The 23,015-nt window shown below is 56.6% G+C and carries 20 protein-coding genes and 1 tRNA gene; 15 read left to right on the forward strand and 6 right to left on the reverse strand.

What is annotated here, in order from left to right; genetic code table 11:
- Positions 1 to 17: 17 nt before the first annotated feature.
- Entirely contained in the window at positions 18 to 1,298 is a 1,281-nt protein-coding gene (gene aztD, locus ACG98I_RS09965) for a zinc metallochaperone AztD (protein ID WP_394720460.1), read from the reverse strand.
- A 161-nt stretch (positions 1,299 to 1,459) separates the two neighbouring features.
- On the opposite strand from aztD, the gene ACG98I_RS09970 reads away from it, so the two are divergent.
- The 4 genes from ACG98I_RS09970 to ACG98I_RS09985 all read left to right on the forward strand — a co-directional run bounded on the left by ACG98I_RS09970 (position 1,460) and on the right by ACG98I_RS09985 (position 7,714).
- On the forward strand, positions 1,460 to 2,365 hold the full coding sequence (locus ACG98I_RS09970) for a trimeric intracellular cation channel family protein (protein WP_394720462.1): 906 nt from the start codon (positions 1,460 to 1,462) through the stop codon (positions 2,363 to 2,365).
- Positions 2,366 to 2,697: 332 nt separating this feature from the next.
- Positions 2,698 to 3,363 (forward strand): TetR family transcriptional regulator, encoded by a 666-nt coding sequence (locus ACG98I_RS09975; RefSeq protein ID WP_394720463.1) that lies wholly within the window; start codon positions 2,698 to 2,700, stop codon positions 3,361 to 3,363.
- Between the two features lie 37 nt (positions 3,364 to 3,400).
- Positions 3,401 to 7,051 (forward strand): transcription-repair coupling factor, encoded by a 3,651-nt coding sequence (gene mfd, locus ACG98I_RS09980; protein ID WP_394720528.1) that lies wholly within the window; start codon positions 3,401 to 3,403, stop codon positions 7,049 to 7,051.
- Positions 7,052 to 7,099: 48 nt separating this feature from the next.
- A complete protein-coding gene (locus ACG98I_RS09985; protein ID WP_394720465.1) occupies positions 7,100 to 7,714 on the forward strand; it encodes a MazG nucleotide pyrophosphohydrolase domain-containing protein in 615 nt (204 codons plus the stop codon).
- Positions 7,715 to 7,718: 4 nt separating this feature from the next.
- Here the strand turns inward: ACG98I_RS09985 and ACG98I_RS09990 are convergent, their stop codons facing one another.
- Positions 7,719 to 8,165 carry a hypothetical protein gene (locus tag ACG98I_RS09990; protein ID WP_394720467.1) on the reverse strand — a complete coding sequence of 149 codons (447 nt, stop codon included), beginning with the start codon at positions 8,163 to 8,165 and terminating at the stop codon, positions 7,719 to 7,721.
- Positions 8,166 to 8,333: 168 nt separating this feature from the next.
- Between ACG98I_RS09990 and ACG98I_RS09995 the strand changes: the two genes are divergently transcribed.
- From ACG98I_RS09995 to ACG98I_RS10005, 3 genes are all read left to right on the forward strand, one after another.
- A complete protein-coding gene (locus tag ACG98I_RS09995; RefSeq protein ID WP_394720469.1) occupies positions 8,334 to 9,158 on the forward strand; it encodes a lytic transglycosylase domain-containing protein in 825 nt (274 codons plus the stop codon).
- A gap of 177 nt (positions 9,159 to 9,335) precedes the next feature.
- Positions 9,336 to 10,613: a phosphopyruvate hydratase gene (eno, locus tag ACG98I_RS10000; RefSeq protein WP_394720471.1), complete on the forward strand. Its 1,278-nt coding sequence runs from the start codon at positions 9,336 to 9,338 to the stop codon at positions 10,611 to 10,613.
- 202 nt (positions 10,614 to 10,815) lie between these two features.
- Entirely contained in the window at positions 10,816 to 11,565 is a 750-nt protein-coding gene (locus ACG98I_RS10005; RefSeq protein ID WP_394720472.1) for a septum formation initiator family protein, read from the forward strand.
- A gap of 129 nt (positions 11,566 to 11,694) precedes the next feature.
- Here ACG98I_RS10005 and ACG98I_RS10010 read toward each other — a convergent pair whose 3' ends face one another.
- A complete protein-coding gene (locus ACG98I_RS10010) occupies positions 11,695 to 13,395 on the reverse strand; it encodes a DUF222 domain-containing protein (protein WP_394720474.1) in 1,701 nt (566 codons plus the stop codon).
- Positions 13,396 to 13,637: 242 nt separating this feature from the next.
- On the opposite strand from ACG98I_RS10010, the gene ACG98I_RS10015 reads away from it, so the two are divergent.
- The 5 genes from ACG98I_RS10015 to ACG98I_RS10035 all read left to right on the forward strand — a co-directional run bounded on the left by ACG98I_RS10015 (position 13,638) and on the right by ACG98I_RS10035 (position 17,474).
- Entirely contained in the window at positions 13,638 to 14,183 is a 546-nt protein-coding gene (locus ACG98I_RS10015; protein ID WP_394720476.1) for a DUF501 domain-containing protein, read from the forward strand.
- An 18-nt stretch (positions 14,184 to 14,201) separates the two neighbouring features.
- The gene (locus tag ACG98I_RS10020) at positions 14,202 to 15,164 is read left to right on the forward strand and encodes an exopolyphosphatase (protein ID WP_394720477.1); all 963 of its coding nucleotides are present in this window, start codon (positions 14,202 to 14,204) and stop codon (positions 15,162 to 15,164) included.
- Positions 15,165 to 15,247: 83 nt separating this feature from the next.
- A tRNA-Leu gene (locus tag ACG98I_RS10025) sits at positions 15,248 to 15,320 on the forward strand.
- Between the two features lie 228 nt (positions 15,321 to 15,548).
- Positions 15,549 to 16,553, forward strand: coding sequence for a 3,4-dioxygenase subunit beta (locus tag ACG98I_RS10030; RefSeq protein WP_394720479.1), 1,005 nt, complete (start codon positions 15,549 to 15,551; stop codon positions 16,551 to 16,553).
- Between the two features lie 111 nt (positions 16,554 to 16,664).
- Positions 16,665 to 17,474: a Bax inhibitor-1/YccA family protein gene (locus tag ACG98I_RS10035; protein WP_394720481.1), complete on the forward strand. Its 810-nt coding sequence runs from the start codon at positions 16,665 to 16,667 to the stop codon at positions 17,472 to 17,474.
- Positions 17,475 to 18,543: 1,069 nt separating this feature from the next.
- On the opposite strand, the gene ACG98I_RS10040 is transcribed toward ACG98I_RS10035, so the two are convergent.
- The 3 genes from ACG98I_RS10040 to ACG98I_RS10050 all read right to left on the reverse strand — a co-directional run bounded on the left by ACG98I_RS10040 (position 18,544) and on the right by ACG98I_RS10050 (position 20,305).
- A complete protein-coding gene (locus tag ACG98I_RS10040) occupies positions 18,544 to 19,041 on the reverse strand; it encodes a hypothetical protein (protein WP_394720483.1) in 498 nt (165 codons plus the stop codon).
- 43 nt (positions 19,042 to 19,084) lie between these two features.
- Positions 19,085 to 19,603: a transcription elongation factor GreA gene (greA, locus tag ACG98I_RS10045; protein ID WP_394720485.1), complete on the reverse strand. Its 519-nt coding sequence runs from the start codon at positions 19,601 to 19,603 to the stop codon at positions 19,085 to 19,087.
- A gap of 207 nt (positions 19,604 to 19,810) precedes the next feature.
- Entirely contained in the window at positions 19,811 to 20,305 is a 495-nt protein-coding gene (locus tag ACG98I_RS10050) for a DUF4307 domain-containing protein (protein ID WP_394720487.1), read from the reverse strand.
- An 88-nt stretch (positions 20,306 to 20,393) separates the two neighbouring features.
- Here ACG98I_RS10050 and mca point away from each other — a divergent pair, with 88 nt between their 5' ends.
- The 3 genes from mca to ACG98I_RS10065 all read left to right on the forward strand — a co-directional run bounded on the left by mca (position 20,394) and on the right by ACG98I_RS10065 (position 23,015).
- Entirely contained in the window at positions 20,394 to 21,329 is a 936-nt protein-coding gene (gene mca / locus ACG98I_RS10055) for a mycothiol conjugate amidase Mca (RefSeq protein WP_394720489.1), read from the forward strand.
- 3 nt (positions 21,330 to 21,332) lie between these two features.
- Positions 21,333 to 21,650, forward strand: coding sequence for a hypothetical protein (locus tag ACG98I_RS10060; protein ID WP_394720491.1), 318 nt, complete (start codon positions 21,333 to 21,335; stop codon positions 21,648 to 21,650).
- 282 nt (positions 21,651 to 21,932) lie between these two features.
- Positions 21,933 to 23,015 (forward strand): 3-deoxy-7-phosphoheptulonate synthase, encoded by a 1,083-nt coding sequence (locus tag ACG98I_RS10065; RefSeq protein ID WP_394720492.1) that lies wholly within the window; start codon positions 21,933 to 21,935, stop codon positions 23,013 to 23,015.

A 23,015-nucleotide genomic window follows, 5' to 3' on the forward strand; every position in this document is an offset into this window, starting at 1 on the left:
CCACCCCGGCAAATGGTTTAGCCGGCAATGCCGGTGATTTCATTGAGCTCGTAATCTAATTCCGCGGTCTGCTCGACCTCGCCGGTGGCGATGTCCACCACGTGCAGTCTCTGCGCGCCGGGCTCGGTGATATAAGCCTTGCCGTCCTGGGTGAAAATGGCCGGGCGTGGGTCCTGCCATTGCAAGGGCTCTTCCCATTCTTCGGTGACCGGCACGGTGCTGGTGATCTCACCGGTCTCGGGATCGATGATGCGCAGGTTGCCGTCGGTGCCCAATACGAGCGCTTCGCCTTCCGGGCCGCGAGCCAGAGAGCGGAAAGAATAGGACGCTTCGACATCGACGAGCTGAATATCCTCGGATTCAGTATTGATAAGCGCGATGCGCGTTGGGCGCTCGAGTTCAGCATCCTGGTCCACCTTATAATCGGCCAGCACCACCGGCGAGGCCTCAGAGCCGAATTGGTTTCCCATGCGGCCATAGTCATCTTCGGCATCAATCTTGGTGAAGTTGCCGTCCTTGAAGATGACGGTGCCGTCCTCGCAACCGAAGCTCAGGGCGCCATTATCGGCGGCAGCTTCGCCGTGCACGCCGGGGCACTCATCGATGCGCGCGGTCTCATTGCCTTCGGCGTCCACGGCAATAATCGATGAGCGCGCGTCTTCGGTGCCTTCGGTGTGCACCATGCCGCCATCGTCGAGTGCTACCGCAACACCGTGGTGCGGGGTGATTTCGGTGGTTGCTTCTACCTTGGCCACGCTCTCGTCCTCAGCGGCGTCCTTCAACGCCTCATTGTCGAGTTCCTGGATGCGGCCGTCGCCATCACTAAAGAGCAGGGTGCGCCCTGCGTGATTGACCACGTGGCCGGGCTTATCGCCCTCATAGGTGTGCTCGGTCAACAGTGGGGTGGTGGTGTACGAGTGCGAGTGGTCGCCGTGCGGCTCCGTCCACGCACCAGCATCCAGGACGCGGAAGCCGTCTGGCGTGCTCACGGCGACGGTGCGCCCATCGCCCAAGGGATTCAAGCGATTGAAACCTTCCAGCGGGATGTCCTCGATGACCTCCAAGGTCTCGGCGTTGAGCACCACGATGCCTCCGTCATAGGTGGCAACGAGGCGTGCCTCTGGGCTAGACACTTCGGCCGAAGTGCGGGCGCCAGCGGAATCTGATGATTGCGCCCTCGCATGGCTGCTTTCAGCAACTGGGGTGGCGGGTTGGGTCTCTTCAGCCTGTGAGCAGGCGGCAAGGGTGATGCCCGCGGTGATAGTAACGGCAGTGAGCAAGTATCTACGAGAAGTCACGTCGATGTGAACCTTTCCGAAAGGGGTAGTGGAAATTGTTGCCAATAAAAAGCTAGCCGGAAATCGCATTTAATGAAAAGGGTTTGCAATAAAACGTGATGTTTCTACCCCTATTTCGAATAAAACCCCACGGCGGTCGGGGGTGAGTATGGTTGCAGGATATGGAATCAGTGGACCCGACAATCGACATGCTCTATCGCAGTCTGGATCTCATCGGCGTGGTGCTTAATGGCATCATCGGTGGCACCATCGCCAGGCAGCGCCGCTTCGACATCATTGGTTTTATTTTCCTAGCGCTATTTTCCGCCACTGCTGGCGGCATGATTCGTGATATGCTCATTAGCGATGGCCCTGCCGCCGCCATCTCCGACCCGATGTATCTCATCCTCGCCTGCACCGGCGCGCTGGTGGCATTCCTGACGGACTTGAATGGCAAGGCCTGGGAAATCTTCCGGGTCCACGGCGATGCGATCATCCTCGGCGCCTGGTCGGTGACTGGCTGTGTGAAAGCGCTCGCGCATGACTTGCCGTGGATTGCATGTATCTTCATGGGCGTGCTGACCGCCGTGGGTGGCGGTATGGTCCGCGATGTTGCCTCCGGCCAAATACCCTCAGTCTTTGGAGGCAACCCGCTCTATGCCACCCCTGCGATTATTGCCTCCGGTGTCATGGTTATATTTCACGAGCTAGACCACGTGGCCTTGGGCATGCTGATTGCCCCCGGGATCGGAACCGGACTGGCAATTCTGGCGTACTGGTTCAAATGGGTCTTGCCGCGCGGCTTTGACAAGGCGCCGGTCAACTACACCGCCGCGCAGATGGCTGCTGCGGTCAAGAAAGCTGAGCGACGGGGCTTCAAACTTGGACGTGGCGGCAGCGGAACCAGTGGTGATGTTGAACAAGCCGAGGGCAAGAGCCTTAAAGATGGACGCGTGTGGCGTAGTTTGCGGCACCTGAAGCCCGGCACCAGCAAAGGTGGATCAGGAGGCGCATCGGGCGGCGCATCAGGTAAGGCCGCGCGGCGGTGGGCCAACCGAGAAGACGAATCCGGCCAAAAAGATTCCTAGGGTGCGAAGAAACCTCCCCGTGGACTGGTTAATGCCAGCTCACGGGGAGGTTATTTTTGCTTCCCCACCAGGACTCGAACCTAGAATGACGGTACCAAAAACCGTAGTGTTGCCGATTACACCATGGGGAATCATGGTGATGTGAAAAGCACATCGCTCATGTACGAAAAGTATCGTACCCGATTGCTCGCGGGGAGTTAAATCACCCTGGGTTAAGCCGCGGCGCGAGTAGTTAGGGGCGGGATTTGCCGCATGCACAAACCGGCTGAAAGCTCAGGTAGTTCAATAGTTGGCGGGGCATTCGATAAGCTGTAGCCATGGTGAGACAGAGGATGACTGGTAAACAGCGCCGTGAGCAGTTGATTTCTATCGGCCGCTCCGCGTTCGCGGAGCAAGGTTTTGATGGAACCAGCGTGGAAGACATCGCCGCGCGCGCCAGTGTGTCCAAACCAGTGGTCTATGAGCACTTCGGCGGCAAAGAGGGCCTCTATGCGGTGGTCGTGGACCGTGAAATGCAGGACCTGGAGCGCCGCGTCACCGAATCGATAGCCACCGGCACCTGGCGCGAGCGCATTGAGCAGGTAGCTATGGCACTGCTGACATACGTGGAGGAAGAAACCGATGGTTTCATGATTCTGGTGCGCGACCCCAGCTCCAAGCAGGACCGGGCATTCTCCACGCTCTTGAATACTGCGGTCAGCCAGGTGAGCCACATCCTGGGCACGGCGTTTAAGCACCGCGGCTTTGATGAAGAACTCGCCGTGCTTTATGCTCAGGCGCTCGTTGGCATGGTGTCCATGACCGCACAATGGTGGCTTGATGAGCGGCAGCCGGCGAAAGAAGTCGTCGCAGCGCACGTGGTCAACTTGTGTTGGAATGGCCTGTCTGATTTGGAGACCAGCCCGAAGCTCGGCTCCAAGAAACTGGTGTTTCCCGCAGAGACTGCTGGAAACACGGAACCCCCTGAGACGAACAAGCTAGAAGATACAGACGAGTAGAAGAGTAGAAGAAAGATACATGTCGCACACCCCGCCAATGCTCGCCGGGCTGCTTAAAGTAGCCGCATCTGATCCAAAGCTTAAAGGTCTGGTCAACAACGTTGGCCAGCAGAATCTGCACATCACGGGTATCGACCAGGCACGCCCGTGGGCGATTGGCGCACTCGCACACCATGCACCGGTCCTCGTGGTGACCGCCACTGGACGCGAAGCCGAAGACCTGACGGCGGAGCTGACCGCGATGCTGGGGGACAAGGTCGGTTTGTTCCCCGCGTGGGAGACGCTGCCGCATGAAAGGTTGAGTCCGGGTGCGGATATCATCGGCAAGCGTGCGCAGGTTTTGCACCAGCTGAATGAGGGGCGCTTGCAGGTCGTGGTCACCGCCGCGCGCGGCTATTCGCAGCCGATTTTGGAAAACGTGGTGGGCCGCGAGCCGGTCGTGCTGCGCGAAGAGGGCGAATATGACCTTGAGGAGGTCATTCGTGAGCTCGAATTCCGCGCTTATACGCGCGTGGACATGGTGGCTAAGCGCGGTGAGTTCGCCGTGCGAGGCGGCATCATTGACGTCTATCCCACCACCGTGGATTATCCGGTCCGCGTGGAATTTTGGGGCGATGAGGTCACCGATATCCGCAAGTTCTCCATCGCTGACCAGCGCACCATCCCCGAGATTGAAGTCGGCGTGGTGGAGATTTTCCCTGCGCGTGAGCTGCCGATCACGGACGCCATTGCGCAGCGCGCCGATACGCTCGCGGTAGAGCACCCGGGCAACCCGGCGCTGGTAGAGCTATTATCCAAGGTTGGCCAGCGCATGCCGGCAGAAGGCATGGAGGCGCTGTTGCCAGTGCTTTCCGATGCCAAGATGGTCCCCCTGGCCTCTTTCATGGCCGAGGAAACACACGTGCTTTTGGTGGCGCCGGAGAAAATCCGCACGCGTATTGCGGATTTGGAATCCACCGATAATGAGTTCATGGCCGCTGGCTGGGAAGCCGCAGCCATGGGCACGGATGGACCGATTGCGACGAAGGGACTAGACACCGAGGCCGCGAGCTACCGTTCCTATGAGTCCTTGGAAGTCACGTGTGAGAAACTCGGGCTGCCGCAGTGGACCTTTGCACCGACGGGCATGTTCATGGCCGATGAGGGCGAGACGCTGCCGCTGGATTTTGAGCCGGGGCCTGCGCCGCGCGGTGACATCAAAGAGATTGACGCAATGATGGCGCAGCTGCTCGCGCACACTCAAGCTGGTGGCCGCGCAGCCTTCATCGCGCCAGCCCACGGCGCTATCAAGCGCATGGTGGACCGCTTTGCCGAGAATGGCATCCCAGCGAAAGTCGCAACACCAGGCTGGCAGCCATCACCGGGTGAAATTACTCTCTACCAGGCGCTCAGTCATGCGGGCCTAGTTTTCCCAAAGGTGCGCAAGCACACCGATGCCGCGGCGCTGCCGCTAGTGGTTGTCACCGAAACTGACCTGACTGGTAACCGCGTGGGCGATATCGCGGGCGCGAAACGCCGCCCCGCTAAGCGACGCAACCGCGTGGATCCCCTGGCGCTGAAGCAGGGCGATTTTGTGGTGCATGAAACGCACGGCATCGGCAAGTTTTTGAAGATGGCCGAACGCACCATCCAGTCCGGTGATGAATCTTCCCGCCGCGAATACATCGTGCTCGAATACGCGCCATCCAAGCGCGGCCAACCCGCGGACCAGCTGTGGGTGCCCATGGATTCCTTGGACATGCTGTCCAAATACACCGGCGGCGAATCCCCACACCTGTCCAAGATGGGCGGCAGCGACTGGAAGAATACCAAAAAGAAGGCGCGCGCTGCCGTCCGCGAAATTGCGGGTGAGCTGGTAGAACTTTATGCCAAGCGCCAAGCCTCGCCAGGGCACCGCTTCCCGCCGGATACGCCATGGCAGATGGAGATGGAAGACGCGTTCCCGTATGTGGAAACCGAAGACCAGATGATGGCCATCGACGCGGTGAAAAATGACATGGAATCTGAGGTTCCCATGGATCGCGTCATCGTTGGCGATGTGGGCTATGGCAAAACCGAAGTGGCCGTGCGCGCGGCGTTTAAGGCCGTCCAAGACGGTAAGCAGGTTGCCGTGCTGGTTCCAACGACCCTGCTGGCGCAGCAGCACTATGACACATTCATCGAGCGCATGAGTGGTTTCCCCGTGGATATTCGCGTGCTCTCACGCTTTTCATCCACGAAAGAGTCTAAGGAGATCATCAAGGAGCTGGCTACGGGCAGCGTCGATATTGTCATCGGTACGCATCGGCTTTTGCAGACTGGTGTGCACTGGAAATCGCTCGGTCTGATCATCGTCGATGAGGAGCAGCGATTTGGCGTTGAACACAAGGAGCACATCAAGGCGCTCAAGGCTTCGGTGGACGTGCTGACCATGTCGGCGACACCGATTCCGCGCACCCTGGAGATGTCCATGGCGGGCATTCGCGAGATGTCCACCATTTTGACCCCGCCCGAGGACCGCCATCCGGTGCTAACCTACGTCGGCGCTTATGAAGATAAGCAGGTTGCAGCCGCGATCCGCCGTGAGCTGCTGCGCGATGGCCAGACTTTCTTCATTCACAACAAGGTTGCGGACATTGAAAAGAAGGCGCGTGAGCTGCGCGACCTTGTGCCTGAAGCTCGCGTGGTGGTTGCGCATGGTCAGATGAATGAGGAATTACTGGAAAAGACCGTTCAGGGTTTCTGGGACCGCGAATATGACGTGTTGGTGTGTACCACCATCGTGGAAACCGGCCTGGATATCGCCAATGCGAATACCTTGATTGTGGAAAATGCGCACCACATGGGCCTGAGTCAGCTGCACCAGCTGCGCGGGCGCGTGGGCCGTTCGCGCGAGCGCGGCTACGCCTACTTCCTGTACCCAAAGGGCGCGACGCTAACGGAAACCAGCTATGACCGCTTGGCCACCATCGCGCAAAATAATGACTTGGGCGCGGGCATGGCCGTGGCGATGAAGGACTTGGAAATGCGCGGTGCCGGCAATGTACTGGGCGCGCAGCAATCCGGCCACATCGCCGGCGTGGGCTTTGACCTCTATGTTCGCCTGGTGTCTGAGGCTGTCGATGCCTTCAAGGCGCTTGCGCGCGGAGAAATGCCCAAGGCGACCGACAATGGTCCGAAAGAAATCCGCATTGATCTGCCGGTGGATGCGCACATTCCGGAGACCTACATTAACTCCGAGCGCCTGCGTCTGGAGGTCTACCGCAAGCTGGCGGCCAGCCAGGACAACAAGGACCTGCGCCTGGCAGTGGAGGAGATGGAGGACCGCTACGGCCCGCTGCCGGAAGAAGTACACCGCCTGCTCGCCGTGGCGCGCCTGCGCCACCAAGCCCGCGCGGCCGGGGTCACCGATATCACCGTCCAGGGCACGCGCATCAAAGTGCACCCGGTGGACCTGCCGGATTCCAAGCAGGTGCGCCTCAAGCGCCTGTACCCGGGATCCAATTATCGTGCGGCGGCAAAGGCCATCCAGCTGTCCTTCCCGAAGGCCGGGCGCAATGTCACGTCGCCGAAGCTGCGTGACGTTGAGCTGCTGCAGTGGATGGCAGACTTCCTAGCGAAAATGTTTGACCTGGATAAGGTGGAGGTTACGGGTGAAAAGCCGCCGAAGAAGGCTAAGGGGAAGAACATTATTTCAGTGAGCACCTAGGTGGTTCGTTGAAAGAACTAACTGTGCCGGGGTATAGAATGCCACACCATGACTGTGCTATTGCTCGATGTTCGCTGGCCCACCATGATTCCTATGGAATGGGTGCATTCTTTGCAGGGGCCGGTGGCATTTAGCCCGGAAATCCCAGTCAAGGCACGGTGGAATATTAATTCGCTGCTGTCAGAATCTGGGACACCGGGCGAGGTCTATGTCGCCTTCGATGAGGACGCGCCAGAGGTCACCGCGCGCATTGCGGCGGGCGAGAAAGTCCTGGAGGTGCCTTCGCGTACCGATGCCGTCTTCAAAGCCCAGCAGGTCATGGAGCGCGCGGTGGCACTCGGGGAGTGGGAACGCAGCCACAATCACCAAACGCTTTTGCCTTATCTACGTGAGGAAGCAGAAGAATTCGCCGAGGCAGTCACCACCGGGGCGGGGGATGAGAGCATCAAGAAAGAGCTTGCCGATGTTTTCCTGCAAGTCTTATTCCACGCCGAAATAGCCTCCCGACGCGGTGCATTTTCGATGGATGATGTGGCGCAGGCGTTCATCGATAAGCTACGCTCCCGCGCGCCTTATCTCTTTGACGGGACCACTTTTGTGGTGGATATGGAAACCCAAGACCGCCTGTGGAAAGAGGGCAAGCGCGCGGAGCTGGATAACTAGTTTTCTAGTTTTCGCCTGCGACAGCCTGGCTGGACATTTCAAAGATCTGCGGGCCAAAGTCATTAAGCAAGGTGTTGAGCTGGCTGGAGCCGAATGGAGTTTCTGGATCTGCCTTCACGATTCCGCACTCCAGCGCACGGTCCGCGAATTGGCCGGTGTAGCGAGTGACTGCCAGGTTGGTCAAGTCAGTCGGGTTGCCGGTGGTGCCGTTGAGCTGACGCAGGTTCTGAACCAGCTGATTGCGGGTGGTTTCCTTGTTGTAGACACGGCCATTATTGGTGGCGTTCAAACCATCGAGAGCACCGCGTACCTGGGAGCAGGAAGCATTGGAGATGACCCCGGTGGCGATCTTGTCAATGTCGGAGAAATTTTGCGCCGAAGCACCAGTCATGGCGCCGACGCCGATGAGGCCAGCGAGTGCAGTAGAAGCAAGAATGCGTGAAATTTTCATAGTCGAACCTCTTAAATGAGTTTTGGGAGCAAACTAGAGCCAAAGAACGTTAGTGAGCATATCCCAGGCTGTGACGCCTGTCTATTAAAGTAATGAAATTGTCATAATCTTGCGGTGTGAGAGGACGGGGCGCTGTGGCTTTCTTGGATCACAGGGTGGCTCTGTACAATGCGCGGGGTGGATAACTCGACTCGACGAAAAGCATTAGGCGGCTGCGGATGCGCAACTGTCCTTATTGTCATACTCGTCGGGTCCTTCCTTTTATGGGCCGTGTCCTCCTACTTTTCTAATTTTGGCCATGACTCTGCTTCGCCCCGGCGCACCCTGCAACCGGTGCCGGAAGATGTGCCGCCCACGGCGCCGGCAGAGGTTGCTGAGATCGACGTCAACGCCGCCGGACGTACCGCCGACCGGCTGACCTATTGGGCAGAAGACTTGGCGGCCCAAACCGAGATCGATCCACAAGCGCTGCGCGCCTATGGCAACGCCGAGCTAATCGCTCGGCAAGCCTGGCCAGCCTGCAACCTGCGCTGGAATACCTTGGCCGGTATCGGATGGGTTGAAACCCGGCACGGCACCTATAACGGCAACTTCTTCCGTCCCTCCCACCTGGATGAAAATGGCTACGCCACCCCAGCGATCATCGGCATTCCGCTCAACGGCTCTAACAACACCGCCGAAATCCGCGATACCGACGACGGCGAATTCGACAATGACACCGAGTTCGACCGCGCAGTTGGACCCATGCAATTCATTCCTGAGTCCTGGCAGCGCTATGGCCTTGATGCCAACGGTGACGACTACGCCGACCCGCAACAAATCGACGATGCCGCCCTCGGCGCCGCCAAGCTGCTCTGCTCGAGCGACCGCGACCTAAACACCGAGCAAGGCTGGCTCGATGCCATCTATTCCTATAATTATTCGCAGGACTATGTCTCCCGCGTTGCTAATGCCGCGAACTCCTATGCGATCGGCCAACCCGCAACCTCATAAGTGATTTTTGCGTGTGAAATAAACCTCAACTTCTCCCTTCGGCGCACGCCTTGGCAGGGGTCTGGAAGAATGGCGCTGAGGTCTGCACGACAAACGCGGTAGGCTATAGCCTGCGTGACGTTGAGCATGATCAGCGCAGCATATTAAAAGCTAGTGAAACTAGGAGTGAAATCGGATATGGCCGACATTTTGCACGTATTTGCCCGTGAGATCATGGACTCTCGTGGCAACCCAACTGTCGAAGCAGAAGTATTCTTGGATGACGGCGCCAACGGCACCGCAGGCGTTCCTTCCGGTGCATCCACCGGTGTGCACGAGGCCCACGAGCTGCGCGACGGCGGCGACCGCTACAAGGGCAAGGGCGTGCGCAAGGCAGTAGAGAATGTCAACGAGGAAATCGCTGATGAACTCGTCGGCTTCGAGGCTGATGACCAGCGCCTCATCGACCAGGCCATGATCGCTCTGGACGGAACCGAAAACAAGTCCCGCTTGGGTGCAAACGCCATTCTGGGCGTATCCATCGCAGTAGCTAAGGCAGCCGCGCAGTCCGCTGGCCTGCCTTTGTACCGCTACATCGGCGGCCCAAACGCTCACGTCCTGCCAGTGCCAATGATGAACATCCTCAACGGTGGCGCACACGCGGACTCCGGCGTTGACGTGCAGGAATTCATGATCGCCCCAATCGGCGCAGAGACCTTCTCCGAGGCCCTGCAGATGGGCGCTGAGGTCTACCACACCCTCAAGTCCGTCATCAAGGAAAAGGGCCTGTCCACCGGCCTGGGCGATGAGGGCGGCTTCGCTCCATCCGTCGACTCCACCAAGGCAGCGCTCGATCTGATCGTTGAAGCGGTTGAGAAGTCCGGCTACAAGCTCGGCGACGACGTCGCTTTGGCCCTCGACGTTGCTTCCTCCGAGTTCTACAAGGACGGCAAGTACCACTTCGAAGGCGGCGAGCACACCGCGGAAGAGATGTCCAAGGTCTACTCCGAGCTAATCAACCAGTACCCAATCGTCTCCATCGAGGATCCACTGGATGAGGATGACTGGGAAGGCTACACCGCACTGATGGCCGAGGTCGGTGACAAGGTTCAGATCGTCGGCGATGACCTCTTTGCTACCAACCCAGCGCGCCTGCAGCAGGGTATTGATGCGAAGGCAGCTAACGCGCTGCTGGTCAAGGTCAATCAGATCGGCACCCTGTCCGAAACCTTCGACGCTGTTGACCTTGCTCACCGCAATGGTTTCCGCACCATGATGTCCCACCGCTCCGGCGAGACCGAGGACACCACCATCGCGGACCTGGCAGTAGCCCTGGGCTGTGGTCAGATCAAGACTGGTGCACCAGCTCGCTCCGAGCGCGTTGCAAAGTACAACCAGCTCATCCGCATTGAGCAAGAGCTTGACGATGCCGCCGTTTACGCCGGCCGCGCAGCGTTCCCACGCTTCAAGAAGTAATACTTTGGCCCATGGCGGCAATAGCCTAAAGGTTGTCGCCGCAATGGGTTGTAGTATCCGGCTCCGCAGCTTCAAGTCAGCCCGACTTGGGGTAGCGGGGCCGGCGTCGTTTTCCTCAGCACCTGGCAATTTAATGAGGATTTCCCTTATGTCACGCGTGCCACACGAGTTCGCCCGCGTACCGCGCTAGGATGAGAAACCTATGGCTAGCAAGAAACAGCAAAATCCTAAGAAGTCCCGGACCACCGTTCCAGTGGCTTCTCGTGCTGCCGACCGCAAAGCCGCAACCACACCGAAGCCCGCTCTAGCTGGTAGCGGAGCCGGCCGCGACCGACTCGATATGGTCGGCTTCGGCGTGCTCGTCCTTGTCTCTCTGCTGATTCTTGCCGTTATTGCCGTCCCGCTGCGAAACTATTACCAAGGCCGCACCGAGATAGCGCGCCTCAATGAATCCATCATCGCCAAGCAGGATGAAAAAGAATATCTCCTCTCTGAAATCGAAAAGTACGAGAGCGATGCCTACATCGAGCAAGAAGCCCGCCGCCGTCTTGGCGTTATTGATGAGGGAGAGGTTGCCTTCCGCATCCTCGATCCGGACATCACTTCCGGCGACACCATGACCACCGATGAGCAAGAAATTGAAGAAAGCCGCGATTGGTATCAGGTCCTCTGGGATTCGGTGGCTGAAGAACCAGATGCTGATGATTCACTCCTCGGCGAAGACCCCGCCGGAGACCCAGCCGCTGAAGATGGCTCAGCTGATGGTGCAGGCGAAGGCTCAGGTGACGCCCCTGCAGTAGAAGCCCCCGAGGGCCAGCAGCCTGCTGATGGCACCGGTGAAGGCGAGAACCCAGAAGATCCCGATGCTCCAGTTGGCAATGTGGTGGAAGAAGACCAAGACGCCGAGTCCCCAATGGGTGAAATGCCTCCGGGCGAAGTCCCATCCGGCTAGTAGCAGCTGATCTGTGAACCACGGGCCATGTGTCCAAGCGCAGTGCCGTTGCCGCTATTGGCCCGCAAAACCTAGGAAACACCCGTAGGCAGGCGAAACAACGCCTGCCTCGAGGTACTGGTTTGTAGGTTAGGAAGCCTTGCGGCTATCTCTCATTTCGGCACCGATATCGAATAGTGCCCCTGAATCGTGGACATTGTCAGGCGGCCCCGCCATGTTTCTGGGCGGCGGACCTGCATCATCATCGGGCCCTCGAGCAGATTTCTCCTGCGCCCGTCTCCTATAGTGGGCTGCCGCGGATTCTTCAGCCGTCGTGGATTCATTGAAAATTAGTCCGTCTTCACCGGGCATGCGTTTACCGACTCTGCCAGACTCTGGGTCTCGCTCAGAGTGCCCCATTCCATTGTGGAAGTCATGGTTGTCGTTGTTATCCATGTGGTGTCTTCTACACAGTAGGGTGAGATTCGCGATATCGGTCGCACCACCATGTTGCCAGGCCACTAGATGGTGAACATCTGTTTCTGACATCGGGGTGTTGCATCCCGGTCCCGTGCAGCAGAGTTCTGCGGCAAAGAGTGCCAGCTTTTGTGCGAAAGACGCTGTTCTCTTTGATCTTCCCAGCGCTAGTGGTTGGAAACTCTCGGGGTCGAGGATTGCCAGATAGTCGCTGGCTCCTTCTCCCAGCCTCACTAGGTCCATCAAGTTGAGAGTGTGCCCGGTATCGGTCTTGAACTCAGCGTCGGGGGTGAGGTTCTCGAGCTCATCCAGCGCTGCTGAGAGCACGATGGAGCCAAGTCCTGACTTGGGGTCCTTGCCTTCAATGTACTGCGAGCACACTTCCATCAGCTGGTCGTGGCGACGCTGCGGGAATGAGCGGTTATCTTCCTCTGGTGGCAAGTTAGGGCCACCAGGGCGCTGCGCGGGTGCCAATACCTTGGACAGTAGAGCTGCGCCCACTGCGTCGGTGCTCATCTTGATGTGCACGGTGCCGTCAGCATCAGGCTCGCTCATCCAGAAGTAGCGCTTGCGGGTTGCTGCGAAGGGGTCCTTGCTGCCATTAGGCATAGTTCCCTTAATGTTGGCGTTCTTGACTTGCTTTCGCAGCCACTTGCGCAAGTCCTCAGGGGAGCGGTTCTTGGATTCCGCCATCGCCATGGTGCGAAGCTCCTGCGGGCCAGGCTGCGCATACTTGTTGAGGTTTCGAAGTTCCTGTTCAATAATCTTGGCAATCTCAGCGGACGCTGCTTCCTCAGCCATCTGACGTCGGCGTTCTTCTTGCGCCTTGCGCTCGCGCTCGGCTCGTCGTTCAGCTTCTTCCTGCGCTGCTTGCTGCTTGCGGCGCGCCTCGGCTTCTGCCTCTTCTTTCTTTCGACGTGCTTCTTCTTCAGCCTCGCGGCGTTGACGCTCCTGCTCTTCCTCGCTCAAAGTTGGGTCGGGTTCGGGGATGTCTTCGGGCTCGATTGGCTCGGTGGGTTCGTCCTGGGGCTGTGGCTCAGCATTGAGTTGCTCGTACAAGCTTTGGCCGATTGCCAAGCGCTGAGCAGCCTCCGCCCGAGTTAACCCGAGGGTCTTCGTCAGATAATCGCTAGAACGGGCAGAACCCACGAGCCGTCCGGCGTGGTCTCGTTCTGCGATGAACGCAAATGCGGCATCGATGAGCGTCTTGCGCTTCAGTATTTCTTCCAGCTTTTCGAAGTGCGTGTGAACTTGGTGAAAATCAAGCTGCTCGACGTCAATGACTTCGGCGCAGATGCTTTCGAAAGAGAAGATAAGCGAGTCAATTGCTTCTTTGATGATGTCTATTTTCGAACAATTGCTGCTGACGCTCATGGTCTACCCTCCCTCCGATTTCCTAGTGTTCTAACTTCACTGCCCTCAACTATAGCCCAGAAACCCGCCCCCGCGAGGCTCGTTATCGAACTGTTATTCGAGTCTTAAAAGGTCTAAACCACAGGCAGAACCCTTTTTCTATGTAGATAAATGTTCGAATATTTTACTCAAGGGCTAGAACTTTCCCATCCCATGCGAGTGCATAGTTAGTCCGACTTCCTGCCTCATGGAATAATGGCGGCATGACCGTATCTGACGCAGATCTCGCAATTGTTTCCGAGCAGCTTGGCCGCACCCCGCGCGGGGTTGTCGCTATCGCATACCGCACCCCAGATGAGCAGCCGGCCGTTATTAAGACTGCTCCTAAGCTGCCGGACGGCACTCCATTTCCAACGTTGTACTACCTCACGGACCCTCGGCTGACCGCTGAGGCATCCCGCCTCGAGGTAGCGCACGTCATGAAATGGATGGAATCTCGTCTGGCTGAAAGTGAAGAGTTGCAGGCGGATTACCAGAAGGCTCATGAGCACTTCCTGAAGGAACGTAATGCCATGGAAGATCTGGGTACAGAGTTTTCCGGTGGCGGCATGCCGGACCGTGTGAAGTGCCTGCATGTGCTCATTGCGTACGCGCTGGCAGAAGGCCCAGACCACTTCCGTTTCGGTACTGAAGCCGTCGCTTTGGCTGCGGACCATGGTAAGCTGCGCGGGTCAGCCCTCCCGCAGGATTGGCCAACGATCGAAGAGCTAGGAATTAGCCTGGACCAGTTTGATTTTTCTAATGCCTAAAGTGGGGGAGTATTAAGCATGACCCGTGTAGCAGCCGTGGATTGCGGCACCAACTCTATTCGGCTTCTCATCTCTGATGTTCGCCCAGGCGGCGAGGTGCGCGACGTGCACCGCTCAATGGAGATTGTGCGCCTTGGCCAAGGCGTTGATGCGCATGGTGAGTTTCACCCAGATGCCATCGAGCGCACCCGCGTTGCGCTAACCAAGTACGTCCAGCAGATGAAGTTTGAAGGCGTCACGCGCGTGCGCATGGTCGCGACATCCGCAACTCGCGATGTGAGCAATGCCGATGACTTCTTCGAAATGACTGCCGAGCTGCTGGGCGAGATTCAGCAGGGTGCTCGCGCAGAAGTTATTTCTGGGGAAGAGGAAGCACTGCTGTCCTTCCAAGGTGCCGTGGGTGATCTCTCCAAAGACCGCAGTCCATACTGCGTCATTGACTTGGGTGGCGGCTCCACTGAGTTCATTGTCGGAGACTCCGAAGGTGAGATTCGGGGCGCGCATTCAGCGCGTATGGGGTGTGTGCGTCTTACTGAACGCATGATGCCTTCCGATCCACCAAGTGAAACTGAGATTGAAATCGCACAGGATTACGTCTCGGAGCGTATGGAAGAAGTAGAGAAGATCGTTCCGATCGGTGACGTAAAGACGTTCGTCGGCTGCGCTGGCACTTTCACTACTTTGTCTGCGTTGGCCCAGGGTCTGGAGCGCTATGACGCCGAGTTGATTCACGGCTCTGTCCTGCGCTTTGATGCCCTGCGCGTGCTCACTAAACAGCTGATCGCAGAGTCCGCCGAGGCACGTGCCTTAAACCCGGTCATTCATCCAGGCCGCGCCGATGTCATCGGTGGCGGGAGCGTCGCCGTAGAAGGCATCATGAAAATGATCGAGCGCAACAATGACGCGAATTCTTTCTACATCAGCGAGAAAGACATCCTGGACGGTATTATCGCTGGCATCGTCGCAGACATGTACGCCTAAACCACCCCAATTACCGCTTTCGCTTTATCGTTTTATAAACTGTGTCAGTGCTTCAAGGTAACTTTTAGCACTGTGCACCGCTCGCCCCCATAGCCCAATGGCAGAGGCAGTTGACTTAAAATCAATTCAGTGTCGGTTCGAGTCCGACTGGGGGCACAAAAGGCCAGGTCAGGAATTCTCTGACCTGGTCAATTTGCTTGAAGCCAGGTTGCGGTAAAGCGCATTGAGCATTGCTTGCCGATGCCCTACCTGCCCCTCACAGCATTCATTCAGAATTTCCTTGCTCTAGTTCAATGATTTTTCCGGTGAACTACTGGAATTCTCGGGGCGGCTTTAAAGAAATTTCTGAGTATCTATCGGGGTAAGCGCCTTATAGTCATTTGCATGAGTTCAGAACAACAGACCTTTGAAGGTCGTAAACTAGACCGTCCGCATGAAGATATTGAGGACCAAGGACTAGCCTTTGACATCCGAACGCTGCTATCGCGCAGAAAGATGCTCGCGGGTCTAGGCATCGGTGTCGGCAGCGCCGCGTTGGTGGCGTGTGGTGTGAAGGGTGAGGGGGCATCGGCAAGCGCTACGAGCACATCGGCAAGTGCTACCAGCACGACCACCGCGGCAAATGACCTTTCCGGCCAAACCTTGGAAGAAATGGCGGGGGAGACTGCCGGACCATACCCGGGCGACGGCTCCAATGGGCCGGACGTCTTGGAAGAGGCCGGAATCGAACGACGCGACCTGACATCCAGCATCGACGGCGGGGAAACCGTCACGGGCACGGCAATGTCCATCACCTTGAGCTTGGTTGATATCACTAATGACAACCAGCCTATGACCAATGCCGCCGTGTATTTGTGGCATTGTGACGCGCAAGGCCGCTACTCCATGTACTCCGATGGTGTAACTGATCAAACCTGGCTGCGCGGCGTACAGGTCTCTGACTCCAATGGACAGGTCACCTTCGACTCCATCGTTCCGGGCTGCTATACCGGCCGCTACCCGCACCTGCACTTCGAAGTGTTTACAAGCATTGATGACATTACGGATGCCACCAATGCGGTGCTGACTTCACAGATTGTCGTACCCGAATCCGTGACCGCCGAGCCCTATAAATTGGCCGAATATGACGGCTCTTCGGCAAACCTTGCGCAAGTGACGCTGGAATCTGACAACATTTTCTCTGACAGCGCAGAGGAACAAACCCCGGATGTCGTGGGCAATGCGACCGAGGGCTTCTCGTTGGCTATTCTCGTGCCCGTTGACCCGACAACCAAGAGTGAATCGGGCAGCATGTCCGGCGGTGGAGCACCTGGCGGGATGCCTGGCGGGACACCTGGTGGAGAGCCTCCAGCAGGTCCAGGTGGGGGAATGGCGCCACCGTCCAACTAATACTCAATAGCGACGAGAAATATTGGTGACATGGGAACTTCTCTGGGAGCTTGGGCGTTGATCCAAATGTAGAAGAAAGACAAAAGTATTGAGAAAGGATCGGGGATTTCCTTGCGCTCCAGCAACCCGGTAATGAATTCGCTGTCTAATAGCAGCTCGCCCTACCAATCTGACTACGGTTACTCCCAGACCAGCACCGCCGACTACTCCGGTGAGCAGGTAAAGGCAGCTCGCCCAATGACAGTTGATGATGTGGTTACTAAGACCGGCATCACCTTGGCTGTCATCGTGGCTTTCGCCGTTGTTAATTTCGGTATCGGTGCCTTCGTTGACCAGGGCTTGGCCATGATTCTCACCCTCGTTGGCGGTATCGCTGGCTTCATCACCGTGCTGGTGGCGTCCTTCGGTAAGAAATGGGGCTCCGCGCCAGTTACCTTGATTTACGCGGCGTTCGAAGGCCTCTTCGTTGGTGGTTTCTCCATGTTGCTCTCCGGCTTCGTCGTGGGCAACGCCAACGCGGGTGCACTGATTAGCCAGGCAATCTTGGGCACCATCGGTGTGTTCATGGGCATGCTTTTCGTCTACAAGACCGGTGCTGTCAAGGTCACCCCGAAGTTCAATAAGATTGTCACCGCAGCCATCTTCGGCGTCGCTATTCTGGCACTGGGTAATTTCCTGCTGGCCATCTTCACCGGCAATAACCCGCTGCGTGATGGCGGAATGCTGGCGATTGTATTCTCCATCGTCTGCATTGTCCTTGCCGCATTGTCCTTCATGACTGACTTTGACGCAGCTGACAATATGATCCGTCGCGGCGTTCCTTCCAACTACGCCTGGGGCGTTGCTCTTGGCTTGGCTGTTACCTTGGTCTGGCTCTACACCGAAATCCTTCGCCTGCTGAGCTACTTCCAGCAGCGTTAATTTACAGACTTGCCGCGGTTTCCGCGGTAGCAAACCCGCCCGCAGGACTTGCTTCAAGCGTCTTGCGGGCGATGTGCGTTTTATGGGGGCAGTGTTGGAAGCATTTGCTTGCCGATGCCTCCCTCATCCGCCCAAAACCTGTCCCAGTTGGGAGTCAGCGATACTACCTTCGAACTTCCCAGCCCATTCACTTTTGTTGCAAAAGTATAGTCCTTATGCAGCAAGTGTGGAGACTTATGTGTTGGGTGCAACGTTTTTCACCCTTGGTTGCGTTGAAGCATTGCCCCCATGGGGGTGATCGGGGGTATTATTAGTACTTCGGTGTTGAAAATATTCGATTGATAAACCGTGGTTTTGGCAGGGTAAAGGCGCTTCTACCTGCTGTTATGTCCAGCCATTCTCGGGGTAGGTTAAATTTGGTCAAGCCTTAAAGGGGCAGATTAAGAAATATTGATACATAACAGGACAAATCGAGACTTTTAGGGCATTATCTTTAATGGGACGTTGATGCAGGCGCTAGATAAGTGAAGACGGCAGCTCACAATTCTGGTGCTAAAGAGTTTTACTCCGGGGGGATGCGAACTCTAGGTATTAATTGTCCTAGTACAAGTTAATACGGTCAGGTAAGTGACAGTTCTGGCACTGCGTGACGCACGGGCATCGGCAGTGCCTATCGCGTCGGTGAATACGCAGTCTTTCGGGGACATATTGGCCACCGGATACTTTCACCGCTCAAATGTGGTGATTCAGGGGGATCCGGCTCTGCAATGTGTCGTTGAAATCTCGCAATTCGGGGGATTGCGTGTGAACATAGTTGGCCGCCCTTCGGAAGGCAGACCGAAGGGATAGGGGTTTAAATCCCGGAGCCGCTTTCTTTCTTGACCGTGTTAACGTACTAATTTCCTACACTCACAAATCCCTATATTCGCGCAGCCCTTGCTATGTGTTATATCTAGCTTTTTGGCAGACTGCGGACCAGGAAAGCCTCTCACGCACTATCCTTTCATCGCGCTCGATAAACGCGGCGGAGGTAGTAGGTGAGAGGCTTATTGTGACGCCAGTCTAGGCGCTATGGGGTTACTAGTTCGCCGTCAACCTCGATTTGCGTAAATGCCAAGCCATTGCCGGTCTCAGCAGGCTGGGACAGGGTAATGCTTACCTCTTCGCCTTCGGTGGCTTCAGTGCCGTCGGTGACGCGGGTGCCGGTGCCCTCAGCGCCTTCAGCGTCCCAAGACTCCCAAGTGATTTCAGAAACCAGGTCGGTGTTGGCTGCGCAGTCCAAGCTGACCTCTACTGGCTCGGTGACAGGGGTTGCGACACAGTCAATGAATTGAACCTCTTCGCCTGCAGCGGCATCGACCGCAGCAGAAGGCTCAGCGGATGCGTCCGCAGATGGTTCTTCGGACTCGGACGCTGCAGAGGTCTCTGGAGTATTCTGGTTCTCGAAGGTGGAAGCGTTGTCGATCTTGATGTCGGAATCAACTTCACCAGGAGGGGAGCATGCAGCGATAGCCAGCGCAGCAACAGCGGTCATGCCAAGTGTGGAGATACGGGAAATCTTCATCATGGGAATCTTTCTACAAGTCAAGGATGAAACTTTAAAGAACGAACTAGGACTGGCGTGGGGTAGCAGCCTTCGCGGAATCATAAGGATCCGCAGAAATGATGGTGACAGTCAAGAGCTTGCCATTAGGCGCGGTGTACTCGCGGGTTTCGCCCTCGTGCGCGCCCAGGATGGCTGCGCCCAGAGGGGACTGCTCGGAGTAAGTCTCCAGGTCCTTGTTGTCAGAAGCAGCAGCACGAGTACCGATCAGGAAGGTTTCCTTGTCGTCCTCATTACCGTTGTAGTACACGTGGACTACTGAACCAATGGCAGCGACACCTTCCTGGATGCCCTCGCGCTCAGTGGTGGCGTTCGCTAGAACCTCAGAAATCTGCTTGATGCGGGCCTCTTCTTGGTCCTGCATCTCACGCGCGGCATCGTAGCCTGCGTTCTCTTTAAGGTCGCCTTCCTCACGGCGCTCGTTGATTTCCGCTGCCACCTCTGGGCGACGGTCAATGAGCATCTGCAGCTCAGCCTCAAGCTTCGCCTTGGTCTCTGGAGTGATGTATTGCTTCTGATCTGCCATACTTTCGACCTTCCTTTTATATCCTCGTTGTATACCTTGGAACTTGAAATACCTGGGAAATTGCGTGCTGCATTGCCGAGGCATAGAAATAGCCGACCCCTCAATGAAGATGAGGAAGTCGAGCCGCCAACTCAAGGTTATTACTGGGCACAAATACTAGCACAATCAGCACCCAACAGTCCCCTTTGCCAGCCCAAATGGGCAGGACTATTCGTAGATGGTGTGCTCAGGATCCAAATATGGCGGCATGCTGCTGGAGCAGCCATAGGCTTCACCCGCGACAGCAGGAGCGGAAGTAGGAATCTCGACAAAAGCACGTACCGTCTCACGGCCATCGGCAGCCAGCGCGAATTCACGACGGCCCACCTCGGCCTTGGCGTAGTCATATGCCTGAACAATGCAGTAGGCGGTTTCTTCGGGGCGGTTACGGGTGACATCTACCCATACGCCCAAAGTTCCCTCATCAATTTGTTCATGAGAGATGTAATTGATTTGAGCGTTGATGTTTTCCTGGCTCTTAAAATATTGGAAGCCGAAGTAGATGCCCACGATAATGACCGCAACAAAAATGGCTGCGATTGCTTTACCAGTGAGATCACCGCCGCGCGTTCGACCGTGATCGATACGTTCGGAATATTTTGCACCCCGCGGCTGTTGTGCGCCTTGGGTATTTTGATTGGGCTGAGATCCACCAGTGCTCATAATGAGCTAGTTTACCGTGCTTTAAGGAAATGCCGAATCATGCCCTAAGATAGTTGTTTAGTAAAAGCCGCACTTATTTGAGGGATTGATGAACGCTTTGAGTACCGGGCGCATTTTGGCCATTCACGCGCACCCAGATGATGAATCATCAAAGGGGGCGGCAACCACTGCGAAATATGCCGCAGCGGGTCATGAAGTTTTGGTCTTGACGTGTACCGGCGGTGAACGCGGAGACATTATTAACCCTGCAATGGATAAGCCGGGCGTGAAAGAAAACATGACCGACATTCGCCACGAAGAAATGGCGGTCGCAGCGCGCGCTTTAGGCGTGCAGCACAAGTGGTTGGGCTACATGGATTCTGGCTTGCCCAATGAATTGAACGACCGGGAGGATAAGAAAGATCCGGATGTTGTCCGTTCATTCGTTCCCGAGGATTGTTTTGCGCAGGCCCCCGATGAAGAGATTGGCGATGAGATCATCCGCGTGGTGAGGGAGTTTAAACCACACGTCATCATCACTTATGACGAGAACGGTGGATACCCGCACCCGGATCACTTGATGGTGCATCGCGCAAGCATGATCGCGTGGGAAAAAGCAGGGGATGCCTCCTATAAGCCAGAACTTGGTGATGCCTGGGAGACGCAGAAGCAGTATTACTCTCATGGTTTTGTATTCCAGCGCATGAAGCTATTCCACGATGAGCTCATCAAAGATGGCAAGACCAGCCCTTATGCGCCGATGTTGGCGCGTTGGGATGCGTCCCGCGGTGACATCATGTCGCGCGTGACCACTCAGATTGAGTGTGCAGATTTCTTCCAAAACCGTGAAGATGCCCTGCGTGCGCATGCGACGCAGATTGACCCGGCCGGCGCTTTCTTGGCTACATCCGTAGCAACCCAAGCACGTTTGTGGCCGACAGAAGAATTCGAATTGGCTCAGACTCGCGTATCCACGTCTTTGCCTGAAACTGATATGTTTGCAGGTATTACCGGCCTGGATTCATCCCTTGGAGAGGCGGAATAATCCATGAGTATTTTAAGCCCTGAAGCGACCGTAGCGCTTCATAATTTCACCACTGATGTCATGTTTGTGGCACAAGCCAGTCAGGATGGCCCCGTCGGGCCAGAGTTTGGCAAGTCTTCGCCAATTGGCATGCTTATTCTCGTTATCCTCGCGGTCCTCGTCATCGGTGCGGGTTGGATGTTCCACCGCCGTTATTCACGTTTCCGCCGCCGCACCATGTTTGCAGAGCAGCATGGCATTGATCCTTTTGACCAGGAGACATTGGATGCGGCGATGAAAGAAGCGGGCCTCTACGATTACCGCAAGAAGTCGAAGTTTTAATCTAATTCGCATCTAATTCGCGCACATCATTTCAGACTGTGTTATGGTGTAGCTCATGTTCGTTAATCGATTTTATTATGGCAAGGCTCCGGTGGTACCCGGCGTCTTGTTTGCGCATCTCTAAAAGCGCATCGCAACGAACGCCACGCACGATATCCCCCGGAGCCAAGCAGCACCTCAAATAAGAGGAGCTGCTTTTTTGTTTGCCTGGGTGGGCCGCGTTTGAGGAAACATCCAGGTTGAACCTCTACTCATTACCAACATGAAGGAAGACCTAAAAAGATGTCTCGCCCAGTTTCTCTCAACTCCCCAGCCTCCACCTCCAACCGCCGCGTCAAGGCATTCCACCAGCTGCCATCTCCCGCTGAATTACAAGCGGAGTCGCCGCTGAGTGAGAAACAGGCAGCCAAGGTTGAGCAGGACCGCCAGGAAATTGCTGATATTTTCGCCGCCGAGGATGACCGCCTCGTTGTTGTTGTGGGCCCTTGCTCCATCCATGATCCGGTCGCGGCAATGGAATACGCGAATCGTTTATCGCCGCTGGCACGCTCTTTCGCCGATGACCTGAAGGTTGTTATGCGGGTCTACTTTGAAAAGCCACGCACCACCGTCGGCTGGAAGGGACTCATCAATGACCCTCACCTGGACCAGTCCTTTGACGTGCCTTTCGGTCTGCGCACCGCGCGCAAGGTGCTGACGGATATCGTGAACCTCGATTTGCCGGCCGCATGTGAGTTCCTTGAGCCAAATAGCCCGCAGTACTACGCCGATGCCGTCGCGTGGGGCGCGATTGGTGCTCGTACCACTGAATCCCAGGTCCACCGCCAGCTGGCGTCAGGTATGTCCATGCCGATTGGCTTCAAAAATGGCACCGATGGCAACGTCGATGTGGCAATTCACGCGGCATCGGCAGCAGCCTCCCCGCACTTCTTCTTTGGCACCTCTGACGATGGTCAGCCTTCCGTGGTAGAAACCGCTGGCAACCAGCACTGCCACGTTATCCTGCGTGGTGGCTCCGGCGGCCCGAACTGGGATGCAGAATCCGTCGCGGGAGTCACGGCAAAGCTCGGTGAAGATTCCCGCATCATGATTGATGCTTCACACGCGAACTCCGGCAAAGACCATGTGCGTCAGGTGGAGGTGACACGAGGCATCGGCAAGCAAATTGCGGACGGTAATGAAAATATTGCCGGCATCATGATGGAATCTTTCCTCGTGGGCGGCGCACAATCGCTTGATGAGCGTGGTGTAGAGGGCTTGACCTACGGCCAATCCATCACTGATGCCTGCATGGATATTGATGACACAGTCGATTTATTGGGTGAGTTAGCAGCTGCCGTTCGCGCTCGCCGCGATGCACGCTAG

The sequence above is a fragment of the Corynebacterium sp. L4757 genome, assembly GCF_043673995.1.
GTDB lineage: Bacteria > Actinomycetota > Actinomycetes > Mycobacteriales > Mycobacteriaceae > Corynebacterium.